This window comes from Vibrio pomeroyi, from assembly GCA_041879425.1.
GTDB classification, from domain to species: Bacteria; Pseudomonadota; Gammaproteobacteria; order Enterobacterales; family Vibrionaceae; genus Vibrio; species Vibrio pomeroyi_A.
The window spans coordinates 126,479-151,401 of record CP090854.1 but is presented as its reverse complement, the minus strand read 5'-3'; the positions used below and the strand labels follow the sequence as shown (position 1 = coordinate 151,401).

At 46.1% G+C, this 24,923-nt stretch carries 23 protein-coding genes; 10 read left to right on the top strand and 13 right to left on the bottom strand.

The genetic code is table 11. The features are described from left to right. Nucleotides 1–3: 3 nt before the first annotated feature. From L0992_00675 to radC, 4 genes are all read right to left on the bottom strand, one after another. Nucleotides 4–540 (bottom strand): hypothetical protein, encoded by a 537-nt coding sequence (locus tag L0992_00675; protein ID XGB67282.1) that lies wholly within the window; start codon nt 538–540, stop codon nt 4–6. Nucleotides 541–744: 204 nt separating this feature from the next. Next, nucleotides 745–912 carry a 50S ribosomal protein L33 gene (rpmG, locus tag L0992_00670; GenBank protein ID XGB67281.1) on the bottom strand — a complete coding sequence of 56 codons (168 nt, stop codon included), beginning with the start codon at nt 910–912 and terminating at the stop codon, nt 745–747. Between the two features lie 13 nt (nt 913–925). After that, nucleotides 926–1,162, bottom strand: coding sequence for a 50S ribosomal protein L28 (gene rpmB / locus L0992_00665; GenBank protein ID XGB67280.1), 237 nt, complete (start codon nt 1,160–1,162; stop codon nt 926–928). Between the two features lie 291 nt (nt 1,163–1,453). Continuing rightward, nucleotides 1,454–2,128: a DNA repair protein RadC gene (gene radC / locus L0992_00660; protein ID XGB67279.1), complete on the bottom strand. Its 675-nt coding sequence runs from the start codon at nt 2,126–2,128 to the stop codon at nt 1,454–1,456. Nucleotides 2,129–2,352: 224 nt separating this feature from the next. On the opposite strand from radC, the gene coaBC reads away from it, so the two are divergent. From coaBC to lpxL, 3 genes are all read left to right on the top strand, one after another. Beyond that, nucleotides 2,353–3,594: a bifunctional phosphopantothenoylcysteine decarboxylase/phosphopantothenate--cysteine ligase CoaBC gene (coaBC, locus tag L0992_00655; GenBank protein XGB67278.1), complete on the top strand. Its 1,242-nt coding sequence runs from the start codon at nt 2,353–2,355 to the stop codon at nt 3,592–3,594. A gap of 139 nt (nt 3,595–3,733) precedes the next feature. Next, nucleotides 3,734–4,324 (top strand): nucleoid occlusion factor SlmA, encoded by a 591-nt coding sequence (gene slmA / locus L0992_00650; GenBank protein XGB67277.1) that lies wholly within the window; start codon nt 3,734–3,736, stop codon nt 4,322–4,324. A 39-nt stretch (nt 4,325–4,363) separates the two neighbouring features. Then, nucleotides 4,364–5,344 carry an LpxL/LpxP family Kdo(2)-lipid IV(A) lauroyl/palmitoleoyl acyltransferase gene (gene lpxL, locus L0992_00645; protein XGB67276.1) on the top strand — a complete coding sequence of 327 codons (981 nt, stop codon included), beginning with the start codon at nt 4,364–4,366 and terminating at the stop codon, nt 5,342–5,344. Between the two features lie 138 nt (nt 5,345–5,482). Here lpxL and pyrE read toward each other — a convergent pair whose 3' ends face one another. Together pyrE and rph are read right to left on the bottom strand one after the other, a co-directional pair. Then, nucleotides 5,483–6,124 (bottom strand): orotate phosphoribosyltransferase, encoded by a 642-nt coding sequence (gene pyrE, locus L0992_00640; GenBank protein ID XGB67275.1) that lies wholly within the window; start codon nt 6,122–6,124, stop codon nt 5,483–5,485. Between the two features lie 105 nt (nt 6,125–6,229). Then, entirely contained in the window at nt 6,230–6,946 is a 717-nt protein-coding gene (gene rph, locus L0992_00635) for a ribonuclease PH (GenBank protein XGB67274.1), read from the bottom strand. 248 nt (nt 6,947–7,194) lie between these two features. Here rph and L0992_00630 point away from each other — a divergent pair, with 248 nt between their 5' ends. Beyond that, nucleotides 7,195–8,061 carry a YicC family protein gene (locus L0992_00630; GenBank protein XGB67273.1) on the top strand — a complete coding sequence of 289 codons (867 nt, stop codon included), beginning with the start codon at nt 7,195–7,197 and terminating at the stop codon, nt 8,059–8,061. Nucleotides 8,062–8,341: 280 nt separating this feature from the next. On the opposite strand, the gene L0992_00625 is transcribed toward L0992_00630, so the two are convergent. From L0992_00625 to L0992_00615, 3 genes are all read right to left on the bottom strand, one after another. Further along, nucleotides 8,342–8,554 carry a cold-shock protein gene (locus L0992_00625; protein ID XGB67272.1) on the bottom strand — a complete coding sequence of 71 codons (213 nt, stop codon included), beginning with the start codon at nt 8,552–8,554 and terminating at the stop codon, nt 8,342–8,344. A gap of 312 nt (nt 8,555–8,866) precedes the next feature. After that, a complete protein-coding gene (locus tag L0992_00620; protein XGB67271.1) occupies nt 8,867–9,292 on the bottom strand; it encodes a phosphate-starvation-inducible PsiE family protein in 426 nt (141 codons plus the stop codon). Nucleotides 9,293–9,502: 210 nt separating this feature from the next. Beyond that, a complete protein-coding gene (locus L0992_00615) occupies nt 9,503–10,873 on the bottom strand; it encodes an NCS2 family permease (GenBank protein XGB67270.1) in 1,371 nt (456 codons plus the stop codon). 720 nt (nt 10,874–11,593) lie between these two features. On the opposite strand from L0992_00615, the gene gmk reads away from it, so the two are divergent. The 4 genes from gmk (at nt 11,594) to recG (ending at nt 17,192) form a co-directional block, all read left to right on the top strand. Beyond that, nucleotides 11,594–12,217, top strand: a complete 624-nt coding sequence (gmk, locus tag L0992_00610) for a guanylate kinase (protein ID XGB67269.1) — start codon at nt 11,594–11,596, stop codon at nt 12,215–12,217. 279 nt (nt 12,218–12,496) lie between these two features. Continuing rightward, the gene (gene rpoZ, locus L0992_00605) at nt 12,497–12,769 is read left to right on the top strand and encodes a DNA-directed RNA polymerase subunit omega (protein XGB67268.1); all 273 of its coding nucleotides are present in this window, start codon (nt 12,497–12,499) and stop codon (nt 12,767–12,769) included. 39 nt (nt 12,770–12,808) lie between these two features. Next, nucleotides 12,809–14,935, top strand: a complete 2,127-nt coding sequence (gene spoT, locus L0992_00600) for a bifunctional GTP diphosphokinase/guanosine-3',5'-bis pyrophosphate 3'-pyrophosphohydrolase (protein ID XGB67267.1) — start codon at nt 12,809–12,811, stop codon at nt 14,933–14,935. Between the two features lie 178 nt (nt 14,936–15,113). After that, a complete protein-coding gene (recG, locus tag L0992_00595; protein XGB67266.1) occupies nt 15,114–17,192 on the top strand; it encodes an ATP-dependent DNA helicase RecG in 2,079 nt (692 codons plus the stop codon). Nucleotides 17,193–17,533: 341 nt separating this feature from the next. On the opposite strand, the gene envZ is transcribed toward recG, so the two are convergent. Beyond that, the gene (gene envZ, locus L0992_00590) at nt 17,534–18,829 is read right to left on the bottom strand and encodes a two-component system sensor histidine kinase EnvZ (GenBank protein XGB67265.1); all 1,296 of its coding nucleotides are present in this window, start codon (nt 18,827–18,829) and stop codon (nt 17,534–17,536) included. A gap of 168 nt (nt 18,830–18,997) precedes the next feature. Continuing rightward, nucleotides 18,998–19,717 (bottom strand): two-component system response regulator OmpR, encoded by a 720-nt coding sequence (ompR, locus tag L0992_00585; GenBank protein ID XGB67264.1) that lies wholly within the window; start codon nt 19,715–19,717, stop codon nt 18,998–19,000. A 177-nt stretch (nt 19,718–19,894) separates the two neighbouring features. Here ompR and greB point away from each other — a divergent pair, with 177 nt between their 5' ends. Both greB and L0992_00575 read left to right on the top strand, forming a co-directional pair. Further along, nucleotides 19,895–20,374 (top strand): transcription elongation factor GreB, encoded by a 480-nt coding sequence (gene greB, locus L0992_00580; GenBank protein XGB67263.1) that lies wholly within the window; start codon nt 19,895–19,897, stop codon nt 20,372–20,374. A 663-nt stretch (nt 20,375–21,037) separates the two neighbouring features. Continuing rightward, nucleotides 21,038–23,368: an RNA-binding transcriptional accessory protein gene (locus tag L0992_00575; GenBank protein ID XGB67262.1), complete on the top strand. Its 2,331-nt coding sequence runs from the start codon at nt 21,038–21,040 to the stop codon at nt 23,366–23,368. A gap of 127 nt (nt 23,369–23,495) precedes the next feature. Here L0992_00575 and L0992_00570 read toward each other — a convergent pair whose 3' ends face one another. Together L0992_00570 and bioH are read right to left on the bottom strand one after the other, a co-directional pair. Beyond that, nucleotides 23,496–23,969 carry an ATP-dependent Lon protease gene (locus L0992_00570; GenBank protein ID XGB67261.1) on the bottom strand — a complete coding sequence of 158 codons (474 nt, stop codon included), beginning with the start codon at nt 23,967–23,969 and terminating at the stop codon, nt 23,496–23,498. Between the two features lie 174 nt (nt 23,970–24,143). After that, nucleotides 24,144–24,920 carry a pimeloyl-ACP methyl ester esterase BioH gene (gene bioH, locus L0992_00565; GenBank protein XGB67260.1) on the bottom strand — a complete coding sequence of 259 codons (777 nt, stop codon included), beginning with the start codon at nt 24,918–24,920 and terminating at the stop codon, nt 24,144–24,146. Nucleotides 24,921–24,923: the final 3 nt, after the last annotated feature.

The following is a 24,923-nucleotide window of genomic DNA, read 5'->3' as shown; positions in this document are numbered from 1 at the left end:
AGTTTAGTCGTCCGATTTTGAGGAATTTTCTGAGCTAAGACTTGGAAACAAGTAACTCTCTTCAATAGACACCGCCAGCCACTGATCATTCCAGTTTTTTAACAACCAAAACTCAGGAAGTTGGTAATAGGTGATACGTTGTGGCTCTTCTTGGTCGTGATACCAAACTTCAACAGTGTGTGGTGTATTTAACCGAGGCGTAAGGTCCGTGTAGGTTTGTGAGTCGACCTCGGTACCTACAAGCTGTTGCCAACGTTGTGACAGGTCTTGTGCACTCGTAGTTTGTTTTGGCACTGGATCTTTCATTTGATAAACCCACTGACCATCTTCTTGTACGATTGACCACTTAGTAAAGTGCAACGCTTGAAGTTCTAATTCAGGATTTAATAGATAAGGGTAAGGACTGCTTACATTAAGCTCTGATTTGGGCTCAGGTTCAATGAGATAAGCTTTGATCAATGTTGGAAGGTTTAACACGCCAATAAAAGCGATCACGCTCAACATGAGTATGTTGTTCCACCTACGTCCACGATATCTCATCTGATTATGCTCATCTAACCTATTGAGCAATCAGTATATCGTGAAAGTGGCAATACTTTCCATGCTGCACGGTTTTCTATCGATTAGGCGTAATATCAAGCAAGAACAGTTGAATGACTCAAATTTTGGATATAAAAAAACCCAGCGATTAAGCTGGGTTTTTCAATTCTTTCTTCTACTGAAGAAGAGCAAAAAAAGCATCAATTACTTGATTTTCGCTTCTTTGTACATAACGTGTTGGCGAACTACTGGATCAAACTTTTTGATCTCAAATTTGCCTGGCATGTTACGCTTGTTCTTATCAGTTGTGTAGAAGTGACCAGTACCTGCAGAAGATACTAGACGAATTTTCTCACGAATGCCTTTAGCCATTGCTTAATTCCTCTTAAACGTTTTCGCCACGTGCACGGATATCAACAAGAACAGCATCGATGCCTTTCTTATCAATGATACGCATGCCTTTAGCAGTTAGACGTAGTTTAACAAAACGTTTTTCGCTCTCTACCCAGAAACGATGAGTTTGTAGGTTCGGCAGAAAACGGCGCTTAGTAGCATTGCGTGCGTGTGAACGGTTGTTACCCGTTACTGGACGCTTACCAGTTACTTGGCATACTCGGGACATGAATGTCTTCTCCAATCGTTTCAGCTCGATATCAACCTTGGTGGCCGAACCTCTCTATCAATTAAAATAGAAGGTAAAAACCGTTATGGAAAATCCATACAAGGCTATCAAAGGTCGCGCATTATACTAACTTGACACGCATTGCTCAAGACCCGAACAGATCCTTTTTACGGATTTCGTGATCTTTTTTTGTGCAGCGCAGCTTGCTTGAGTAATCAGAGCTGATTTTAGGTCTAAAAATGTGGGCGGAATAATAGCAGATTTAACGTAACTAACAACCTAAAATGTGATTCAAATCCATCCACGCTCTGCAAAAGAGACAACTTCGCCATCTCCAACGACAAAATGGTCGAGAATTCGGATGTCCACCAGCGCTAATGCATCAGTTAAACGGCGTGTGATTCGTCTATCTGCTTGGCTTGGCTCTGCGACACCCGAAGGATGGTTATGCGCTAAGATTAATGCCGCCGCATTATGATGGAGTGCGCGTTTGACGACTTCTCTCGGGTAAACCGAAGCGGCATCGATGGTTCCTTCAAACATTACCTCATCTTTTATTACTCTATTTTGGTTATCTAGGAACAATATATAGAAGGCTTCTCGTTGGCGATCGCGCAACATGCTCGAGAGGTAAAGCTTGGTATGGCCTGGACTGGTTAAGGCATCACCTCGAGATAAAGTTTCCGCGAGATAGCGTTGCGTCATTTCTAACACAGCCTGCAGTTGAACGTATTTAGCCTGACCCATCCCTTTATGAGCACAGAAGTCGGCTTCTGTTGCTGAAAAAAGATGGCGAAGCGAGCCAAAATCTTTAATTAACTTGTCCGCCAACTCTAAAACGTTCATTCCTTGTGTACCCGTTCTAAGAAATATAGCTAAGAGCTCAGCATCACTTAACGAATCTGGTCCTCGATTCAATAACTTTTCTCTTGGCATCGATTCAGCGGGCATTTTATTTATCGGCATATAAAAGCTAATCATTGTTCATGAACACGATCCATCAGCTTAATGAGCTTTCGCTCGAAGATCCTTTGATGGAGATAAAAGGCAGCGAGTCACTAACAAAATCGTGTAATTGATAAGTTTGATAACACCAACTTGATGAGCGTCAACTCTGTTCGAGTTCTGCTTCTAGGCACTCATCCTTTGTTCTGATATCGTAAGTCGCAGAAAAATTAAGGAACAGAATCATGCAAACACAGGTTAATCCACTGAGTAACGCTGACCAACAAGGCCTAGCAGGGAAAAAAATTCTTCTTGGTATTAGTGGTGGTATCGCTGCTTATAAATGTGCCGAGCTGACTCGCCGCCTAATTGAGCGTGGGGCGCAGGTACAAGTCGTCATGACAAATGCTGCTAAGGAGTTCATCACTCCCCTTACCATGCAGGCAGTCTCGGGAAGGCCTGTGTCTGATAGTTTGCTTGATCCTGCTGCTGAAGCTTCAATGGGACATATCGAGCTAGCAAAGTGGGCTGATTTAGTATTACTAGCACCGGCAACCGCTGACTTGATTGCTCGCATGACTGCTGGCATGGGTAACGACCTACTGACAACTCTGGTTTTAGCAACCGATGCGCCAGTTGCGGTATCTCCAGCAATGAACCAGCAAATGTACAGCCACCCAGCTACCCAAGAGAACATCGCAACTCTAAAACGCCGTGGTTGTGAAATCTGGGGCCCAGCGGCAGGCGAGCAGGCGTGTGGTGATGTTGGTATGGGGCGCATGCTAGAGCCTATGCAGCTCGTGCATCGCTGTGAAGACTTCTTCCAACCTAAGCCGCTCACAGGCCGTTCTGTCCTGATTACTGCTGGCCCGACTCGTGAAGCGATCGACCCTGTACGTTACATTACTAATCACAGCTCAGGAAAAATGGGCTATGCATTAGCTGAGGCAGCCGCAAAGCAAGGTGCAACGGTGACTCTAGTCAGTGGCCCTGTATCACTTGCGACACCAAGCAAAGTAACTCGTGTTGATGTAGATAGCGCACAACAGATGTTTGATGCCGTTACAGCTCACGCTGCTCAACACGATATTTTCATCAGCTGCGCCGCGGTTGCCGATTATCGTCCTGAGACCATCGCAGACCAAAAGCTTAAGAAGATCGATGGCAAAGATGACATGTCTATTCACATGGTTAAGAACCCAGACATTGTCGCTTCTGTCGCCTCAATGACTGAAGGTCGCCCATTTACTGTCGGCTTCGCTGCAGAAACTCAAGATATTGAGAAATACGCTCGCGGAAAACTGGAACGAAAAAACCTCGATATGATTTGTGCCAACGATGTGTCTGTCGAAGGCCAAGGCTTCAATAGCAGCAGTAACGAACTGCACCTTTATTGGAAAGGTGGCGATAAATCTCTGCCGCTGGATAGTAAAGACACCCTCGGTTTCCAGATCCTCGATCAGATCCAACAACTTATTGTCGAATAAATACACTATTTAGCTCTGACAATCTGCTGACACCTCTCGATTCTGTTGACCTAGGTCTTACAAAACTAGGAAACAGAATTGAATGGTGTTTATAATCCTTCTTCACTCAATCCTCATCTTTAGGAAAGGAAGTAAATAGATGGCTGGTACTCGAAAATCAAACCGTCGTGAAGAAATCCTGCAAGCTCTCGCTCAAATGTTGGAATCGACCGAAGGTGCTTCTCGTATCACAACGGTAAAGTTGGCCAAGCAAGTAGGTGTTTCTGAAGCTGCGTTATACCGCCACTTCCCAAGCAAAGCTCGCATGTTTGAAGGCCTGATCGAGTTCATTGAAGAAGCGTTGATGTCTCGAATCAACCGTATTCTGGATGAAGAGAAAGACACACTAGAGCGCATACGCTTAGTGCTACAACTGATCTTAGTTTTCTCAGAACGTAACCCAGGCCTGACTCGAATTTTGTCTGGTCATGCTCTAATGTTTGAAAATGAACGCCTACGCGACCGCATCAATCAACTTTTCGAACGCATTGAGACGCAACTTCGCCAGATCCTGCGTGAAAGAAAGCTTCGTGAAGGGAAATCATTCCCGGTTGATGAGAAAATCTTAGCCGCTCAACTGCTAGGTCAGGTTGAAGGCAGCTTGAATCGCTTTGTTCGCTCAGACTTCAAATATCAACCGACAGAAAACTTTGATGCTTATTGGGCTCTACTCAGCGCTCAGATTAAGTAGCAATCAAATTAAGTAGCAATCAAATCTTAAGTGATGGTTATGACGACGAAAACTTCTCCGACAAGCAGCACTGCACAACACGTTATTACTAAACCGCCTTTTACTCTGGCACTACTCCACCCTAAATATTGGGGTGTTTGGTTCGGCTTCGGGTTATTGGCGCTTATCGTTAACGTTCTACCTTACCGCCTCTTACTGCTGTTAGGTCGCTCGTTAGGCTCTCTTGGTGCTCGTTATGGTAAAAAGCGCGTGGCAGTCGCAACACGTAACCTAGGGCTTGCCTTCCCAGATAAACCAGCAGATGAAGTCTCGGCTATGGTGAATGAGAACTTTAAGAACACTGGTATGGCACTGATCGAAACTGGGATTACTTGGTTTTGGCCTACGTGGCGCTTCAAGCGCATCCTAGTGGACAAAGACACTCAAATGCTGCGTACGCACAAAGCCAACGGCAAAGGTGTTCTTCTGTGCTGTGTACATGCCTTGAACCTAGAGATCACGGCACGAGCAATGGCTGTTCTTGGTATTTCAGGTTTAGGTGTTTATCGCCCGCACAACAATCCGGCTTATGAATTTATTCAATACCGTGGTCGTACTCAAAACGGCAACCGTCTGATTCACCGAAAAGACGTGAAACGTATGATTCGAATTCTGCGTCAGGGGGAGATCCTTTTCTATCTGCCGGATCATGACTACGGTCGTAACAAATCAGTGTTTGTGCCTTTCTTCGCGGTAGAAGATGCTTGTACGACAACAGGCACCAGCATTCTTGCGTACACTAGCCGATGTGCACTTGTTCCGGGTTCAGGTTTTAGAAATGCCGATGGCAAGTATGAAATCATGGCCGATGAGTCGATCGAAGATAACTATCCGCAAAAAGATGAGAAAGCGGCGGCGGCTTACATGAATAGCTATCTTGAGAAGATCATCTTAAGAGCACCTGAGCAATGGATGTGGCTACACAAGCGCTTCAAAACTATGGAAGATCCAGAAGTTGAACGCGGCATTCGTTATAAATAGAGCGCCTACCTTTAGATAAGAAAGCAGCTCACTTCGATAGAACAGTAAAAGGCCCGAAAGAGTTATCTCTCTCGGGCCTTTTTGATTTTTCGATTCTAAACTTAGAACACTAAACCGTTAGGTTAGACGCTTCAGGAATTAGATTCCGTATTGAGCGCGGTACGCTTTTACTGCGTCTAGATGTGCTGCATCAGTGCCTTTCTCTTCAAGGAAAGTCACAAGGTCAGTCAGGCTAACGATTGAGATAATTGCACAACCGAAATCGCGTTCAACTTCTTGAATTGCAGACAGCTCACCTTTGCCTTTCTCTTGACGGTCGATAGCAACAAGAACACCCGCTAGATCCGCGCCGTTCGCTTGGATGATTTCCATCGACTCACGAATCGCAGTGCCTGCAGTGATCACATCGTCCACCAGCATGATACGTCCTTCCAATGCACTACCCACTAGGTTGCCACCTTCACCGTGGTCTTTCGCTTCTTTACGGTTAAAGCAGTAAGGCGTATCTACATCGTAATGATCTGCCAGTGCAACCGCTGTTGTCGTCGCGATTGGGATACCTTTGTATGCAGGACCAAATAGTACATCGAACTCAATACCTGAATTAGCCAATGCCGCTGCGTAGAAGCGACCTAAACGTGCTAGGTCACGACCTGTATTAAACAATCCAGCATTGAAGAAGTAAGGGCTCTTACGGCCAGACTTTAAAGTAAACTCACCAAACTTAAGTACTTCTTTCTCTAGTGCAAATTCAATAAATTCACGTTGATATGCTTTCATGCTCATCCTCTATGTTTACTCAATAAAACTTAACTTACTCTCTGTATTACTCTTCGAGTTTTACAGACAAAAAAATAGCCCCCAAATGGGAGCTATTAAAAAGAATTAGTCGGCCAACGCAGCTTTCTGCGCTTCAACAATATCGGCAATGCCCTTATTTGCCAGGGCTAAAAGCTGCATCAGCTCTTCGTGGCTGAACGGTTCGCCTTCTGCGGTGCCTTGAATCTCAATCATCTTACCGTCTTCCGTCATTACAACGTTCATGTCGGTATCGGCTGCTGAGTCTTCAACGTACTCAAGGTCACACAGTGCTTGTGCACCAACGATGCCCACTGAAACAGCCGCTACGTGGCCTTTCATTGGGTTCTTTTTCAGTTTGCCGCTTGCTAGTAGGCTGTTGATAGCATCAGCCATTGCTACGCTTGCACCTGAGATAGAAGCAGTACGTGTACCGCCATCTGCTTGGATAACATCACAATCGACAGTGATCATGATTTCACCCATTACTTTCAGGTCAACAACAGCACGTAGGCTGCGCGCGATCAGACGTTGGATTTCCATCGTACGACCACCTTGCTTACCGCTCGCCGCTTCACGGCGGTTACGAGTGTGCGTTGCACGTGGCAGCATGCCGTATTCAGCTGTAACCCAACCCTTACCTTGACCTTTCAACCAACGCGGTACGTTTTCTTCTACCGTCGCATTACATAGAACTTTAGTGTTGCCGAACTCAACTAATACAGAACCCTCAGCATAAGCTGTGTAGTTTCGAGTAATTTTAATTGGACGAATTTGATCTACAGCGCGGTCATTTGGACGCATTGGTATCTACCTTATTAACAGTCTGAAGTGATTTACTATCGAAAGAGTGCATCACCTAAGAAAGGGGTGAGACAGTTTTGATTGGGGCAAGATTATATAGCAGTTTATCTTTCAAATCTATTTGCCGTTCAAAGCTATTTATCATGAAAGGCTATTTATAGTGAAAATCAATCGACTTCGGGTGTAACTCGTATCGTGATACTATGCGTGCGCGTTATTTTCAGAATGATAAAAGACAGGAAAATTCGATGATTTATAGTATGACCGCGTACGCACGCAAAGAAGTAAAAGGCGATTGGGGTACAGCAGTATGGGAAATCCGTAGTGTAAACCAACGCTACCTAGAAACTTACTTCCGTATGCCTGAACAGTTCCGTGGTTTAGAGCCAATCCTACGTGAGCGTTTCCGTAAGCGCCTAGCTCGCGGCAAAGTTGAATGTAACCTACGCTTCGAAGCAAACCCAGCTGCTAAAGGCGAGCTAAGCATTAACGAAGGTTTAGCACAGCAAGTAATTAACGCTGCTAACCAAGTAATGACCATGACTGGCGAAGAGAGCCGTCTGAACCCATTCCAAGTGATGAACTGGCCTGGTGTAATGGAAACTCCAGAGCAAGACATGGATGCCATCAACAAAGACCTGCTAGACGCATTCAACGATGCGATTGCAGAGTTCATTGACGCTCGTGCTCGTGAAGGTGAAAACATGAAGGCGCTAATCGTACAGCGCCTAGATGCGATCACTGAAGAAGTAGTGAAAGTTCGTGCACGCATGCCTGAGATCCTAGAATGGCAACGTGAGCGTCTACTTAACAAATTTGAAGAAGCGAAGATTGAGCTTGAAGGTTCTCGCGTTGAGCAAGAGCTTATCCTACTGGCTCAGAAGTCAGACGTAGCCGAAGAGCTAGACCGTCTAGATTCTCACGTGAAAGAAGCCAATGCAGTATTGAAGAAAGGCGGCGCATGTGGCCGTAAGCTAGACTTTATGATGCAAGAGTTCAACCGTGAATCAAACACGCTAGCATCTAAGTCTATCAGCACAGACATCACAGCTTCTGGTGTAGAGCTGAAAGTTCTTATCGAACAGATGCGTGAGCAGATCCAAAACATTGAATAACAGTCTGTTAATAGCAGTCTTGATTCACTAAAAATGAGCTCCTAGTTTTAGGGGCTTTTTTTATGGATACAACAATGACAATCGCGGTAAGTCAGTGAGCAAGCAATTACGCAGGAGATTGTTTAGAGCAAAGGATAGATACAGCTATAGATAGAACCGAGCGGGTGTAACAAAGGGGATTTAAGCGTTTTTCGAAGAGGGTGTTACGGTGGAAATGAGGGGTATAGGCTTGAGAGAAAGTGACGCAAATTGCTGTTGCAACCTGCGTCGACTTAAAATCTTATAGAGCTACAACGTTTGCAGCTTGAAGACCTTTTTGGCCTTGCTCTACTTCGAAAGACACTTGTTGGCCTTCTTTAAGAGTTTTGAAACCTTCAGAAGCGATAGCACGGAAGTGTACGAATACGTCAGCGCCGCCGTTGTCTTGAGTTAGGAAACCGAAACCTTTCTCTTCGTTAAACCATTTTACTACGCCGTTTACTTTGTTAGACATGATGTGTCCCTTATATAAAAATAAAAAATTAATCGCCAAGAAGTGCGATGCGCTGAAAGCTTGAATTATTTAATGTATCTATGAAGCTAAGGGAAACACTGAGAATAACAATGAAGCAATACTAAGGGTTTTACTTTACAACTGGATGTTTCATTTAATAACCCTGAAAACAGAGCGAGGACATTCTTGGTGATCCTAGCTAGGTTGTAAAGCGTTATTTAAAGAAAACGACGTTTTTTCGCTCAAGCTCCCCTTATTAAAAACCCAGCGCTATCGCTGGGCTTCATTTATAAAGTCTTAATCTTCAAAGTTTTACTCATCTGGCTGCTTGGTTCGTAGATCCACATACGGCCAGTAATGGTGTCCAACACGAATTAATAGTGTTGCTGCGGCCAAAATAAATGCCGCTAAAGATAACCAAACTATCAATACTGCATCGAGTTCTTTCATGCCTAATGTGATGTAACGAGCAATTGCCATCATCGCGATGTAGATAGGATACCTAACCGGGATCTTACCATTAACTACAAACTGCTGAACCATGGCCAACACTTCAAGATAGATAAACATCAGCAGAATATCGGTCAGTTGCACTCGGCGTTCAGCAAAGACATGCATGAACTCTTCGACCATCGCGAACAGTGTCGCCAGTGTGATCGCCACCAGCAGCACCGCTTCCATAATATGGAATACTTTTAAAAACGGCTTACTAAAAGATTTAGGTAAGTGAGAAGGCATAGTCACTCTTCAAAAAATAATTAATCCAGTCTCTACAATAGCATGCATCAATATAAGTCGCGTACTCTCAAAGCATCGACTTTAGGATAACGCCACCAGTTACACGTCTAGAAACGGCAAATACAAAAATGGCCCTACATTCGCTGTAGAGCCATTTATTGGTCTTTTACTTAACGCCTGTTCTTAACGAACGCTACCTACCGAGCTGCCTTATAGCAGAATCAGATAAGTTAAGAACACCACACACAGTCCGTAGATTAGTGGGTGAACTTCTTTGCGCTTGCCCGCGACAACCATAGTGAATGCGTAGCTGATGAAGCCCATCGCCATACCGTTTGCTGGTGAGAAGCTTAATACTGTGAACATGATAGTGAAGAAGGCTGCAATGCGTGACTCTTTCTTTTCCCAGTTGATCTGACCAAGACGACCTACCATGTAGATGCCCACTACTACCATCGCAGGCGCAACCATAGCTGCCGAGAAGATAGAGAAGATTGGGTATAGGAATAGCGAGATTAAGAACAAACCTGCAACCATCACTGCCGCTAAGCCCGTCTTCGCACCTTGAGAAGAGGCAATACCCGACTCAGAGAAAGCGGTGATCGATGTCGTACCAAGAATCGAACCAATCACCGTACCACCCGCATCCGCCACTAAAGCTGACTTCGCGTTTGGCACCTTGCCATCTTTATCGATGATACCCGCATCGCGGCCAACACCAACAATCGTGCTCAAGCCATCGAAGAAATCGACAATCAGGAAGATAAGCACAATGAACAATAGGTCGAACATTTTCTCAGGTGTGAAAGCAGAGAAATCAAAGATAGCACCGAAACTGCCAGCCATGCTCGGTGGCATCGCAATTAGCTGTTCTGGGATTGGCGCGTTTGATGTACCCATAAATACGTCAGCAAGAATGGTCAACACGATAGCTGAAACGAACGAGATGAATGTCGCCAACTTAATGTCACGAACCATACAGCCAAGTGCGATGAAGATACTCACATAAGCGATGATCACTTTTGGATCGGAAATGTCACCTAAGCCAACCAATACGAATGGGTTAGAAACGATGATGCCTGCATTCTTAAGACCCAAGAAAGCGATGAACAAACCGAGAGAAACCGTAATCGCCAACTTCAAATCTTCCGGAATCGACTCAATCATCGATTTACGAATGTTGGTTAACGAGAACGCGAGGTAAAGGATGCCCGAAAGGAAGATACCAAATAGCGCTTCATTCCAAAGCACGGCTACCGAACCACTCAGCAACAAACCTTTGAAGAATCCGTTCATGCTCATGCCTGGCGCAAGCATTACTGGGTAGTTACCCCAAATACCCATGATTAGGGTTGCGATTGCCGCAGACAGAGCCGTCGCAGTAAACACGGCACCTTTATCCATGCCTGGAATATCACCCAAAATCGCTGGGTTAACCGCCAGAATGTAGCTCATTGCCAAGAAAGTAATGAAACCCGCGTACAGCTCAGTGCCAATCGTGGTTTTTCTTTCAGTGATTTTAAACATCGAATCAAGCGAGCCAGAGGTGTTCTGGGCTTTCAGGGTGGAATCGGTACTCACAACAAAACCTTTGCAATAAATTAAGAATTTGGTGATTCAAATGCTGTGAGAATAGAGAGGTCTCTACACTAAAAACTGTAGTCACCAAGGTAGGCTCGGTAGTAGAAACATCTAGTCTAGCAGGGTCTGTTGGCCCTTCGAGATGATTTTTGCAGCGAGTTGTTGGGGATTTCTACAAGGCAGAGACTTTGAAGTGTAGCTAGCCTACATAAGAAGTCGATAACGCAGTAGAAATCACCAACAAACGCTGCCCGAAGGGTTCGGCTAAAATCGTTTTATGCTTTGTTAAGGAGTCTTTACTTAGAATACTAGGCTACAAACTCCTTGCCGCGCCTAAAACGGATTTTTTCTCGAACAAAACTCCATCGCGAAAGGTCAACAGACCCTAGATATATACAGCATTTAATCGTTTGCGCGGATTGTAAGGATTGAGATTAAAACTTCAACAAATTTTGTCCAGATCACATAAAAAAGTACCGATGGCCAGTCATTACATTTCTACAAAGATCATCGAGAAGATCATTCGCTAATAAATAACGATCAAGCCAGTTGTTCTCAATCATCTAAATATGCTACTCTTCGCCTCCATTTTTCTGACCTAATTTTCACCAGTTGCCGCTCTATACGCGCAATTACCGGAACGTAATTAAGGTCAGTGCTATCTTTTATAGTGTAGGTTTATCGCCTTCACTCAATCCAACCAACAGTGGAAATATACAGATGGGCAAAGGTACTCTTTACATCGTATCTGCACCTAGTGGCGCAGGTAAGTCGAGCTTGATCTCAGCAATGCTAGAAACCAATCCAACCTACGCAATGAAGGTATCTGTTTCACACACCACTCGCGGTATGCGCCCTGGTGAAGAAAATGGTGTTCACTACCACTTCGTAGAGAAACACCACTTCGAAGACCTGATCAATAAAGGTGAGTTCCTAGAGTACGCTGAAGTATTCGGCAACTACTACGGTACTTCACGCGTTTGGATTGAAGAAAACCTAGACCGCGGTATCGATGTATTCCTAGATATCGACTGGCAAGGTGCTCGTCAGATCCGTGAACAGATGCCTCAAGCGAAGAGTGTATTCATTCTTCCACCATCAAATGGTGAGCTAGAGCGTCGTCTAAACGTTCGTGGTCAAGACAGCGACGAAGTTATTGCGAAACGCATGAGCGAAGCAAAGTCTGAAATTTCTCACTACAGTGAGTATGATTATGTGATCGTGAATGATGACTTTGATGCAGCCCTAATGGACTTCAGAGCAATCATTCGTGCGGAGCGTTTGAAAGAAGATAAGCAAGCAGCTAAATACAGCGGCATGCTTACAGCACTACTGGCGGAATAATCTCTGATACCAATCGTAGTAAACAACTGGTCATTCTAGCTTGTGAAAAAGCCTGATAACGTCGTTAGAATTTTTGATTGTAGGGTCACTACTTATCGAAAAATTCTTCCTTGTTCTCAAACTTTTTTCCGGCGCTATCTCTGAGCACTTATTTACTGTGATTGGTATAACTGGATTTTCCATTGAGATAAGTATACGGTGATCTAGAAAGTCTCTAGTTAAACTTGTATACTTTCTCGTCATCAAAAATTTATTAGTTAATTACTATTTGGAGTCCTCATGGCACGCGTAACTGTTCAAGACGCTGTTGAAAAAGTTGGCAACCGTTTCGACCTAGTTCTTATTGCGGCTCGCCGCGCACGTCAAATGCAAACTGGCGGTAAAGATTCACTAGTGCCTGAAGAAAACGATAAGCCAACGGTTATCGCTCTTCGCGAAATCGAAGAAGGTCTTATCACTAAAGACGTACTAGATGCTCGTGAACGTCAAGAGCAACAAGAGCAAGAAGCGGCTGAACTTGCAGCAGTAAGCAGCATCGCTCACACTCGTTAAGAACGTCATTCGAACTAATTAACCTTCCGGGCCTTTAATTTGTATCTATTCGATAGCCTCAAAGACGTTGCCCAAGAATACCTAACAGAGCCTCAAATTGAGGCTCTGCGTCAATCTTATGTGGTAGCGAGAGACGCCCATGAAGGGCAAACCCGCTCAAGCGGTGAACCATACATTATCCACCCTGTAGCTGTTTCAAGAATCCTGGCAGAAATGCGTCTGGATATCGAAACCCTGCAAGCTGCTCTACTTCATGACGTGATTGAAGACTGTGATGTCACTAAAGAAGATCTAGAGGAAAAATTTGGCAATACCGTTGCTGAATTGGTTGATGGTGTATCTAAGCTGGATAAGCTTAAATTTCGTGATCGCAAAGAAGCGCAAGCAGAGAACTTCCGTAAGATGGTTCTCGCCATGGTGCAAGACATCCGCGTTATCTTGATCAAATTAGCTGACCGTACTCACAACATGCGCACGCTTGGGGCACTTCGTCCTGACAAAAAGCGTCGTATTGCTCGTGAAACCCTAGAGATCTATTCTCCGCTAGCTCACCGTCTTGGTATTCATAACATCAAGACCGAACTAGAAGAGCTGGGCTTCGAAGCCCTCTACCCTAACCGTTATCGCGTACTTAAAAACGTAGTGAAAGCTGCGCGTGGTAACCGTAAGGAAATGATCCAACGTATCCACAGCGAAATCGAAGGCCGCCTTGAAGAAGTCGGTTTACCTGCTCGCGTACTTGGTCGTGAAAAGAACCTGTTCTCCATCTACAACAAGATGAAAACCAAAGAGCAGCGCTTCCACACCATTATGGACATCTACGCTTTTCGCGTAGTGGTTGATACCCCAGATACTTGTTATCGCGTACTTGGTCAGGCCCACAGCCTGTACAAGCCTCGTCCTGGCCGCATGAAAGATTACATCGCGGTACCAAAAGCTAACGGCTACCAATCTCTGCATACATCAATGATCGGCCCTCACGGGGTGCCAGTTGAGGTTCAGATCCGTACTGAAGATATGGATCAAATGGCAGACAAAGGTGTCGCGGCGCACTGGTCTTACAAAGGCAATGGCTCACGCAGCAGTAATGGCACAACCGCACAGGTTAAAGCACAACGTTGGATGCAGAGCTTACTTGAGCTACAACAAAGCGCAGGTAACTCATTCGAATTCATTGAAAACGTTAAGTCTGATCTGTTCCCAGATGAGATCTTCGTGTTCACGCCGAAGGGTCGCATTGTCGAACTTCCTGCAGGCGCAACAGCGGTCGATTTTGCTTACGCGGTGCATACCGATGTCGGCAACATGTGTGTAGGTGCTCGTGTAGACATGAACCCTTACCCACTCAGCAAATCGCTGAAAAACGGTCAAACCATTGAAATCATCAGTGCTCCGGGCGCACGTCCGAATGCAGCATGGCTCAACTACGTAGTGACATCTCGTGCGCGTACTAAGATCCGTCAGGTTCTGAAAACGATGCGCCGTGAAGAGTCTATTACGCTAGGTCGTCGTCTACTGAATCACGCACTTGGTGAACACTCTATTGCCGATATCGGCCAAGAGAACCTTGAGCATGTGTTGTCAGATTTACGCCTAGATAACGTTGAAGATTTGCTGGCATCAATTGGTCTTGGTGAGCTGATGAGTATCGTTATTGCTCGTCGCCTACTTGGTGATGCTGACGAACTGACTGAAGTGGAAAACAACAGCGACACGCCAAGGAAGAAGCTTCCGATCCGTGGTGCTGAAGGTCTACTACTAACGTTCGCTAACTGTTGTCACCCGATTCCAGATGATCACATCATTGCCCATGTATCTCCAGGTCGTGGCCTTGTGGTTCACCGTGAAACGTGTCCAAACGTTCGTGGTTACCAAAAAGAACCAGACAAATACATGGCGGTTGAATGGTCTGACGATTACGACCAAGAGTTCACAGCTGAACTTCAGGTTGATCTGCAGAACCACCAAGGTGCACTGGCTGAGTTAACTAACGTTATCTCAAAAACAGGCTCTAACATTCACGGTATTTCTACCGAAGAACGTGATGGACGCTTGTACACAGTGACAATCTTGCTGACCACTAAAGATCGTGTTCACCTTGCGAGTATTATGAAGAAGCTACGTGTGATGCCACACGCGCTGAAAGTAAGACGTCGTAAGAACTAACGCTCGAATTTGTTAGCAGATTTGCTAAGAATTTAAATCCCCTTAATGCTTTATCGCTTAAGGGGATTTTTTATGTCTGTAATCCTAGAATTTCCCTGGCTTCATTCCATTCCTGCCTGTACAAAAATCCAGTAAAATGCTTGAATAGATTATCTCTCTTACGTTTATGAGCCTTGTTATGTCACAGCTTTTATCTGCTATCCCTCTCAACTCTTTATCTGGAGTCGGCGCTAAAGTCGCAGAGAAACTGGAAAAGGTTGGGCTTAACAACGTACAAGACCTGCTGTTTCACCTCCCTTTACGCTACGAAGATCGAACACGCATCTACCCAATCGTAAAACTACATGCCGGCCTTTGGGCTGCGGTACAAGGCAAGGTAATGCATGTCGATACCATTTTCGGTAAACGTAAGATGTTGGCGGTAAAGATCAGCGATGGTAACGGCACCATTACTCTTCGCTTTTTCAACTTTACCGCAGGTATGAAGAACAACTTTGCCGAAGGCAAACAAGTCCATGCCTATGGCGAGATCAAGCGCGGCAATATGGGGCTTGAGATCGTCCATCCTGATTACAAATTCTTTGCGCCAAGACAGCAGCCAGACGTTGAAGCGAACCTAACACCGGTGTACCCAACCACTGAAGGACTAAGACAAGTCACGCTGCGCAACCTGACTGACCAAGCGTTAGATCTGATCGACAAAGCAGCAGTAAACGAGCTGCTGCCCTCTGGCTTATACGACCACCAAATCACCCTAGCACAAGCACTGCATACTATTCATAGACCACCTCCCGGCATCGACCTAGAGCTGTTTGATGAAGGTAAACACCCTGCACAGCTGCGTTTGATTATGGAAGAGTTACTGGCTCAAAACCTGTCGATGCTGTCGGTTCGCAGCAAAGGTCAGCAAGACAAAGCGATGCCTTTTCCTCCAGTAAATACTCTGAAAGATAAATTGCTGGCTCAGCTGCCGTTTTCTCCAACCAATGCTCAAGCACGAGTGACGAAAGAGATCGAAGCTGACTTAGAAAAACCACACCCTATGATGCGCTTAGTACAAGGGGATGTAGGTTCAGGTAAAACCTTGGTTGCTGCATTGGCGGCGGTTCGAGCCTTAGAACATGGTCAACAAGTCGCTTTGATGGCCCCAACGGAACTATTAGCAGAGCAGCACGCAATCAACTTTGCCAACTGGTTTGAAGCAATGGGCATTCAAGTGGGTTGGCTTGCAGGCAAACTCAAAGGCAAAGCTCGTGAGACTGAACTGGCGCGCATTGCCAGTGGCGAAGCACAAATGGTTGTCGGTACTCATGCTCTCTTCCAAGAGCATGTCGAGTTCAAAAACCTTGGCTTAGTCATCATTGATGAGCAGCACCGATTTGGTGTCCACCAGCGATTAGAACTGCGTGAGAAAGGTGCTAAGCAGGGCTACTACCCTCACCAGTTGGTGATGACAGCAACGCCAATTCCACGAACATTGGCAATGACGGCCTACGCCGATCTCGAAACCTCAATCATTGATGAATTACCGCCGGGCCGAACGCCCATTCAAACCGTGGCAATTCCAGATACCAAGCGTGATGACATTGTTGAGCGCGTGCGTAATGCGTGTCTCAATGAGGGTAAGCAAGCCTATTGGGTGTGTACTCTTATTGATGAGTCAGAAGTATTGGAAGCGCAAGCTGCTGCGGACACCGCAGAAGAGCTACAACGCAAACTGCCAGATGTAAAAATTGGTTTAGTACATGGCCGAATGAAACCTGCCGAGAAACAAGCGGTGATGCAGGAGTTCAAAGAGAACAAACTTCACCTATTGGTTGCGACTACGGTGATTGAAGTCGGTGTGGATGTTCCGAATTCGAGCTTAATGATCATCGAGAACCCAGAACGTCTTGGCCTAGCACAACTGCACCAATTACGCGGCCGTGTTGGTCGTGGCTCAGTCGCCAGTCATTGTGTATTGCTCTATCACTCTCCACTGTCTAAAACCGCTCAGAAGCGCTTAGGGGTGCTGCGTGAAAGTAACGATGGCTTTGTGATAGCACAGCGTGATTTAGAGATCCGTGGCCCCGGTGAACTGCTTGGAACTAAACAGACTGGCTTAGCTGATTTTAAGATTGCCGACTTAGTTCGTGACCAACGCTTAATCCCTGAAGTGCAGCGTATCGCGCGTCATATTCACGATAGCTACCCAGACAATGCCAAGGCGATCATCAATCGCTGGTTGGGTGAACGTGATGTCTATTCTAAGGCGTAATTAGCCTGCCTATTCCAGCTTAAAATGTAAAAAGGCTTCCACAAGGAAGCCTTTTTAGTGCGCGTTACTTTCACAAGCAAGAGCGAGATTCCCTACTCGTTCGTTCCTCACAATATGGAATGACGAAAGGTTGCGGATAGGTATCGTCCGACTCAGATTTTACCACCAGTCTTACTCAACCTCTTTCTCTGGCGTTAGTTCTACATAGTAAGAAAGAGCTTCAAGGTTAAGCACACCGTTTGCGCTTAATGAACCTGAATACTTATCACACCGTCATCCTAGAGAGGGAAGAATGACCGAATCGGGGATCTATATTCAACTCCCCAACTACTCAATAAAACCTAAGGCTTTACTGGGAAACTGATCTGCGCTTTCAAGCCACCTTCACTGCGGTTATTCACTACGACCGCACCTTGATGTTGGCTGACAATACGTTTCACGATCGCCAAGCCTAAACCTGTCCCTTCACTGCCACGGGCTGTATCACCACGAGTAAACGGTTCAAACAACTTACCGATCTGGTCTTGTGGGATGCCTGGGCCGTTATCTTCTACCGTGACCCAAGCCAATTTGTTATCCGCTGTCATGCCCGTCGATACCTTCACCCAACCATTACCGTAACGCAGCGCGTTCACCACCAAGTTACTCACCGCACGCTTCATCGCGATCGGGTTACCAAGTGCAGGTTTCATGGTTTCCGGAATATCGGTTTCTATCTGAACCTCATAGCCGCCTTCTGAGCTCGACACCTCACGCGCAATATCATCCACGAATACCGCTTGGAACGACTCACGATCGACTGGCTTTAGGTAGTCCATAAACTGGCTGATGATCTCGTTACACTCTTCAGTATCACTGATGATCCCTTCCGCTAAGTAACCATCTTCTGGCGACATCATCTCCGTCGCTAAGCGGATACGCGTCAACGGGGTACGTAAATCATGACTGATACCGGCCATCAAGAGAGCCCTATCTTCTTCCAGCTCTTGGATGCCTTTCGACATCTGGTTGAAGGCTCGAGTCACCGAGCGAATCTCTTGTGCACCTTGCACTGGCAATGGAGGTGGAATATCACCGCGCCCGACACCTTGCGCGGCTTTCTCTAGCGCAATCAACGGGCGGTTTTGCAATCGGATAAACAACCAGCCACCAGCGACGATCAACATCGCCATGATCAAGCTGTTACGAAACAGTGGCGCGAAATCTTCTTCTTGCAGTTCAGATAAAGGAATACGAATCAGAGAGTTAGGCAACTGATCGATATCCATCCAAAGTACATAACTCTCTTTGCCGAGAATCAAGCGCACTTCGGTTTCAGAACCGAGCTCTTTGGTCATCTCCTCACTCATCAGGTCAATCGCTACTGCATGGTAATACTCGCCCGCGGCTTCGCTGTCCTTGGCATGAACGGTTACCCCTAGCTGCTCAAGTACACGCTGGCGCAGCGGTGCATCAATTTCGATATCACTGCCTTGGTCCAACACCAGGTTTAACTCATGTGCCAAGATCTTATTAAACTGCTGCAAACTCGGCATCAAAGCGTAGTTAAACACGGCGTAGTAAGAAAAGATTTGGCTAGCAACCAATAGCGTTAAGAAAAGCACTATCGACTGAGTAAAGGAGCTACGTATGCGCATAGAAAACCTAAAGTGAAAGGTGGAGAAACAGAGACATAATAGAAACTATAACTCTAAACCATTGTGCTGAATAGAAAACGGGCCATCACATATTAATGAGATGGCCCGTAAATAGAGAATTCTGAATGACAGAATCGATAAAGCTGCTGCAGAGCTTATTAAGCTGACTTACACAGCCTTACCATCTGGAACGAACACGTAACCCAAGCCCCACACCGTTTGGATGTAGCGAGGTTTGCTTGGATCTTCTTCCACTAGACGACGCAGACGTGAAATCTGAACATCGATAGAACGTTCCATCGCAGAGTACTCTCGGCCACGAGCCATGTTCATCAGTTTATCGCGAGACATTGGCTCACGCGCGTTAGTCACTAGCGACTTAAGTACCGCAAACTCGCCTGAAGTAAGCGGCATTGGCTCTTCACCGCGGAACATTTCACGCGTACCTAGGTTCAGGCGGAACTCACCAAACTCAACCACAGACTCCTCTGTACTTGGTGCGCCCGGCGCTTCAATAACTTGGCGACGCAGTACCGCTTTGATACGAGCAAGCAGTTCACGTGGGTTGAATGGTTTCGGTAGATAATCATCGGCACCCACTTCCAAACCCACAATACGATCCACTTCGTCACCCTTTGCCGTCAGCATCAGGATAGGTAGCGAGTTATTTGCGTTTCTTAGACGACGACAGATCGAAAGACCATCTTCGCCCGGCAACATTAAGTCCAATACCATCAAGTGAAAGTTTTCACGGGTTAACAGGCGGTCCATCTGCTCACTGTTTGCCACGCTACGCACTTGAAAGCCTTGCTCTGACAGATAGCGCTCTAACAAAGCACGTAAACGAGCATCGTCATCGACCACTAAAATTTTGTAGTTTTCTTGCATGTAATGGTTCCACCTATTAAAGCTCAAACCTAAGGTTAAGCATTCTTGGTAAATGTGTATTGGTATAAGACATTAAAAATGTAACATTCTTGGAGAAAAAGTCGCCTAAAGAATTGTTAACGTATGTTGCCTTTCTATATATTCTATCTTAGAACATCATTTCATTAAGTCAGATTTATGAAAACAAACCTAATCACTCGTGAGGGTTATGAAAGACTCACAAAAGAGCTTAACTTTTTGTGGCGTGAAGATCGTCCAGAGGTCACCAAGAAAGTGACTTGGGCTGCAAGCCTTGGCGATCGCAGCGAAAATGCCGATTATCAGTACAACAAAAAACGCCTTCGAGAGATCGACCGCCGCGTTCGCTATCTAAGAAAACGTCTTGATCAAGTAAAGGTTGTGGATTACTCACCACAACAAGAAGGCAAGGTGTTCTTCGGAGCTTGGGTCGAGATCGAAAACGACGACGGCGACACAAAGACATTCCGTATTGTTGGCCCTGATGAGATCTATGGTGGCGTGAAAAACTACGTGTCTATTGATTCGCCGATGGCGCGTGCGCTGCTTAAGAAAGAAGTGGATGACGAATTTACGGTAAGAACCCCAGAAGGCGAAAAAGAGTGGTTCGTTAACTCGATTCGCTACGCTGAAAGCTAACTTCTATCAAATTGGTAGGTAGTGACAGACGCCTCGCCTGACATTACAAACGCCAGATAAAAGAAAACCCCGCAAGGCTTTCGCCTAGCGGGGTTAAGTCTCTATCGCAGCAATCCGGCTACTGTTTATCTCTTCGAGATAAGGTGCTCCCTGCATCTTTCCTTGATAGTGGCTAAATCCTTTAACCAATTTCCTTTTTGTTCATCGCCATCCTAGCGGTGTCCATTCTAGCCTGTCATCCTGACTGGCGAATCTCATCCAGAGATTATCACTTCCTTGCTGACCACTCATCCTAAGTAATCAAATCTTCATCCTGAAGATACCTAGTCCATTAGGCTTTTTCCTGTTCCTGCCAACTCCCTGTCGACAAGTTAAATATTACGGGAAATGGCGCTGTTTCCTAGATAGTCCCAAAAAACATTTCAGGTGAGAAATATGCCCTCAAACACTCAACATAATAAAATCAGCAACTTAAGTTGATTTCAAGACGATTTCATCGGTTTAAAGTGACTTAGTCGCACATCACTTGTAAGAGATCTCGCACAAAGTGGGTATCACAAACGGAAATTCGACTTCTGACAGGATAATTACACAGCCAAAGCTAGAAAAAGCGTACGCTCACCCCCATGTATTTATCACGATATTAAATAAGAGATTCATCGGATGAGCCAAGCTATCTGTCGACTGATTGCTGAAGAACTGAATGTTCGTTCAGAGCAAGTCACCGCCGCAGTAAACCTAATTGACGACGGTAACACCGTTCCCTTTATTGCCCGCTACCGTAAAGAGGTCACGGGTGGCTTAGACGATACCCAACTACGTAACCTTGATAGTCGCCTTTCTTACCTTCGCGAACTTGATGATCGTCGCCAAACAATTCTTAAGTCGATTCAAGAGCAAGGGAAACTCACGCCAGAACTCGAGCGTGATATCACTCAGGCTGACAGCAAGACTCGCCTAGAAGATTTATACCTGCCATACAAACCAAAGCGCCGCACCAAAGGTCAGATCGCAATTGAAGCAGGCCTAGAGCCACTTGCCGATATGCTATGGGCTGAACCACAGCACGATCCTGAAACCGAAGCGGCCAACTTTGTTAGCAACGACAAAGGCATTGCCGATACCAAAGCAGCACTCGATGGCGCACGTGCGATCATTATGGAGCGCATTGCAGAAGACGCTAACCTGCTGGAAAAGATTCGCCAACACCTAAACCGTAATGCTGAGCTTGGTGCTCGTGTTGTCGCTGGCAAAGAGAACGAAGGTGAGAAGTTCAAAGACTACTTCGAGCACAACGAAGCTCTGAGCAAAGTACCGTCTCACCGTGCACTTGCAATGCTACGTGGCCGCAATGAAGGCTTCCTAACACTGGCGATGAACGCAGACCCTGAACAAGAAGAAGGTGTACGAGGTTCTTACTGTGAGAACATCATCTCTGATCACTACGGCATTACCCTAAGCAGCGCACCAGCAGATGCATGGCGTAAGCAAGTGATCAGCTGGGCATGGCGCATCAAGGTTTCGATGCACATGGAAACCGAATTGATGGGCTCAATGAAAGAGCGTGCTGAGATCGAAGCGATTGAAGTATTCGCGACCAACCTTAAAGACCTGCTAATGGCTGCACCTGCTGGCCCTCGTGCCACCTTAGGCTTGGATCCGGGCTTACGTACCGGTTCAAAAATCGCTGTTGTGGATTCAACAGGTAAGGTTCTAGCTACAGAAACAATTTACCCCCACCCACCACAGAAGCAATACGACAAATCAGCACACATTGTTGAGCAGATGGTTCGTCAGTTCAACGTTGACCTGATTGCGATTGGTAACGGTACGGCTTCACGCGAAACCGACAGCTTTGTGGCCGATCTGATTAAACGTGGCAATCTAAAAGCACAAAAAATTATTGTTAGCGAAGCAGGTGCATCGGTTTATTCAGCATCTGAGTTAGCGGCGAAAGAATTCCCGAACATGGACGTATCGATCCGTGGTGCGGTTTCAATCGCTCGTCGTCTACAGGACCCATTGGCAGAGCTTGTGAAGATTGACCCTAAATCGATCGGTGTAGGCCAATACCAACATGACGTTAGCCAAACCATGCTTGCCAAGCGCCTAGATGCGATTGTCGAAGACTGTGTAAACGCCGTAGGTGTTGATGTGAATACCGCGTCTGCCGCGCTACTGACTCGCGTAGCAGGCCTTTCTAGCACCATCGCTCAGAACATCGTGGATTTCCGTGATGAGAATGGTCGCTTCGAAGCTCGTACTACGCTGAAGAAAGTCGCTCGCTTGGGGCCAAAAGCCTTTGAACAGTGTGCTGGTTTCCTGCGTATTATGGATGGTAAGAACCCGTTAGATGCATCATCGGTTCACCCAGAAGCTTACCCTGTGGTGAAAACCATCGCTGAGAAAAACCAGAAAGACATCAAATCTCTGGTGGGTAACACCGACTTCTTACGTGGTTTGCACGCGGTTGATTACACCAATGAAAGCTTTGGTGTTCCAACGGTCACCGACATCATCAAAGAGTTAGATAAACCGGGACGCGACCCTCGCCCTGAGTTCAAGACTGCAACCTTTGCTGATGGCGTAAACAGTGTTTCAGATCTAGAACCGGGCATGATTCTAGAAGGTGTGGTATCGAACGTGGCTAACTTTGGTGCCTTCGTTGATATTGGTGTTCACCAAGATGGCCTAGTGCACATTTCAGCGCTCACCGATCGCTTTGTCTCTGACCCACGTGAAGTGGTTAAAGCGGGTGACATCGTGAAAGTGAAAGTGATGGAAGTGGATGTTCAGCGTAAACGTATTGCACTAAGCATGCGTACGAAGGACGAACCGGGACAAGACAACCGAGCTCAACGTTCAAGTGCACCTCGCACGCAAAACCGCTCGCATCAAAATTCACAAGGTGGACAACGCCGTCGTGAAGAGCCACAACAAAATGCCGCAATGGGTGGCGCATTTGCCGCTGCTTTTGCTAAAGCGAAAAAGTAATCCGTTAACTCGTCTGCAAAACGGATTAGCTTAAAAAAAGAAAACCTGCATCCCTTAGGGTATGCAGGTTTTTTTATTATGTGTTCAAAAAAGACATCGAAGTTTAGTCGAATCATGAATCTGCGATTCATAGCACGACTAACATCTCTGATGGAGCATGAGGCGCAACAGCATGACCATAATGATACTTTATGACCTTACGTCGTTTCTCCATCTGTCCTTCCTGAATCGCCGCATCTAAAACATGCTTTGGCAGGCGGAAACGCATGGTATAGCCTTTGCCTTGATCAGCACTGTATGTTTTCAGTGCCAATAAGCTGAACAGCCTGTCAAAAGGGTCTTGTGGCTCTTCTTGGCTAACCGAATTGGCCTCTGACTCGTTCTCCATTTCATAACCTGGATGGTCTGAAGGATCCCAAGCCGACTGCTGCCTTCGTTTATCGTCTGATTTGACCTTACGCTCTGCATTGGTTCTCGCCAATGCTACTGCGGGAGCAACAGGCTCTCGGACTCTATTATCACGCGCAACTTGCTCTGTTTGCACATTAACGGACGGGGCGATTAGTGGCACACTCACTGCAGTTGCAGGTGACACAATCATCGCGAACTCTCCTCAAGAATCGCCCATCACTATTGCCATAACACTGTTGTACCGAGAACGCACAACAGGTATAGCCCAACTTACCGCAATCAGCTCTGGAGAGAGTTAGGTCTGAGTATCATGCAACACGTTGGTTAGGTTATATATCGACCAAGCTGGATATATATTTAGCAATTATTTTTGTGCGAAGCTGACCAACTCACTGCAAAAGGCATCCGCTTCAGTCATAAAGGGGGCATGTGAAGACTGAGTGAAAATGTATTGCTCAGTATGAGGCAGAGTATTGCCCAAGTCTTTGGCGACCTTGATTGGCACGAGCCCATCTAATCGACCATACAAGCGAAGCATAGGCACTGAGATCTCAGGTAGCTGTTCACGCAGGTCAACATCAGACAGCATCTTTAAACCAGCTAATAACGAATCAGGATTAGGCAGTGGACGAGACAGCACCGCTTGCTTGAGCTGTTTGACATCTTGTCTTGCTGACGGGCTGCCCATGGCTTGTAATGCCATAAAGCGTTCGATGGTGGTTTGGAAATCTTCCACCAGCTGTTCGGTGAATGCGGTTAATACGTTGGGCTGAATACCTCGCCATAATACAGGCTCTTTTTCGGCAGCAAATTTAGGCGAACTCGCAACCGTCACCAGTTTGTTCACGTAATCTGAATGATGGAGCGCCATGTGTGTCGCGACCAAACCACCGAGTGACCAACCGACCCAAATCGCCTGCTTTGGTGCTTCGGCCAACAGTTGTTGAGCTATCTCTTCAAGATCTTGAGCATGACAATGAGAACTGTGTCCGTACCCTGGTAAATCGACAACGTGTACTCGGAAATCAGCCTCTAACGCATTCACGGTTTGCTGCCATACCGCACCGTTCATTCCCCAACCATGGACCAATACCAAATCGGGACCTTGCCCTGAAACATGCCAATACAACGCGTCACTCATTCT

Excerpts from the sequence above, each read along its gene's own strand:
- L0992_00570 (XGB67261.1), bottom strand. The coding sequence starts at position 23,969 with ATGATTGTGTCACCTGCAACTGCAGTGAGTGTGCCACTAATCGCCCCG.
- rpmG (XGB67281.1), bottom strand. The coding sequence starts at position 912 with ATGGCTAAAGGCATTCGTGAGAAAATTCGTCTAGTATCTTCTGCAGGT.
- slmA (XGB67277.1), top strand. The coding sequence starts at position 3,734 with ATGGCTGGTACTCGAAAATCAAACCGTCGTGAAGAAATCCTGCAAGCT.
- L0992_00620 (XGB67271.1), bottom strand. The coding sequence starts at position 9,292 with ATGCCTTCTCACTTACCTAAATCTTTTAGTAAGCCGTTTTTAAAAGTA.
- envZ (XGB67265.1), bottom strand. The coding sequence starts at position 18,829 with ATGCGCATACGTAGCTCCTTTACTCAGTCGATAGTGCTTTTCTTAACG.
- bioH (XGB67260.1), bottom strand. The coding sequence starts at position 24,920 with ATGAGTGACGCGTTGTATTGGCATGTTTCAGGGCAAGGTCCCGATTTG.
- rpmB (XGB67280.1), bottom strand. The coding sequence starts at position 1,162 with ATGTCCCGAGTATGCCAAGTAACTGGTAAGCGTCCAGTAACGGGTAAC.
- recG (XGB67266.1), top strand. The coding sequence starts at position 15,114 with ATGTCACAGCTTTTATCTGCTATCCCTCTCAACTCTTTATCTGGAGTC.
- ompR (XGB67264.1), bottom strand. The coding sequence starts at position 19,717 with ATGCAAGAAAACTACAAAATTTTAGTGGTCGATGACGATGCTCGTTTA.
- greB (XGB67263.1), top strand. The coding sequence starts at position 19,895 with ATGAAAACAAACCTAATCACTCGTGAGGGTTATGAAAGACTCACAAAA.
- L0992_00575 (XGB67262.1), top strand. The coding sequence starts at position 21,038 with ATGAGCCAAGCTATCTGTCGACTGATTGCTGAAGAACTGAATGTTCGT.
- rpoZ (XGB67268.1), top strand. The coding sequence starts at position 12,497 with ATGGCACGCGTAACTGTTCAAGACGCTGTTGAAAAAGTTGGCAACCGT.
- radC (XGB67279.1), bottom strand. The coding sequence starts at position 2,128 with ATGCCGATAAATAAAATGCCCGCTGAATCGATGCCAAGAGAAAAGTTA.
- gmk (XGB67269.1), top strand. The coding sequence starts at position 11,594 with ATGGGCAAAGGTACTCTTTACATCGTATCTGCACCTAGTGGCGCAGGT.
- rph (XGB67274.1), bottom strand. The coding sequence starts at position 6,946 with ATGCGTCCAAATGACCGCGCTGTAGATCAAATTCGTCCAATTAAAATT.
- coaBC (XGB67278.1), top strand. The coding sequence starts at position 2,353 with ATGCAAACACAGGTTAATCCACTGAGTAACGCTGACCAACAAGGCCTA.
- lpxL (XGB67276.1), top strand. The coding sequence starts at position 4,364 with ATGACGACGAAAACTTCTCCGACAAGCAGCACTGCACAACACGTTATT.
- L0992_00675 (XGB67282.1), bottom strand. The coding sequence starts at position 540 with ATGAGATATCGTGGACGTAGGTGGAACAACATACTCATGTTGAGCGTG.
- L0992_00630 (XGB67273.1), top strand. The coding sequence starts at position 7,195 with ATGATTTATAGTATGACCGCGTACGCACGCAAAGAAGTAAAAGGCGAT.
- L0992_00625 (XGB67272.1), bottom strand. The coding sequence starts at position 8,554 with ATGTCTAACAAAGTAAACGGCGTAGTAAAATGGTTTAACGAAGAGAAA.
- pyrE (XGB67275.1), bottom strand. The coding sequence starts at position 6,124 with ATGAAAGCATATCAACGTGAATTTATTGAATTTGCACTAGAGAAAGAA.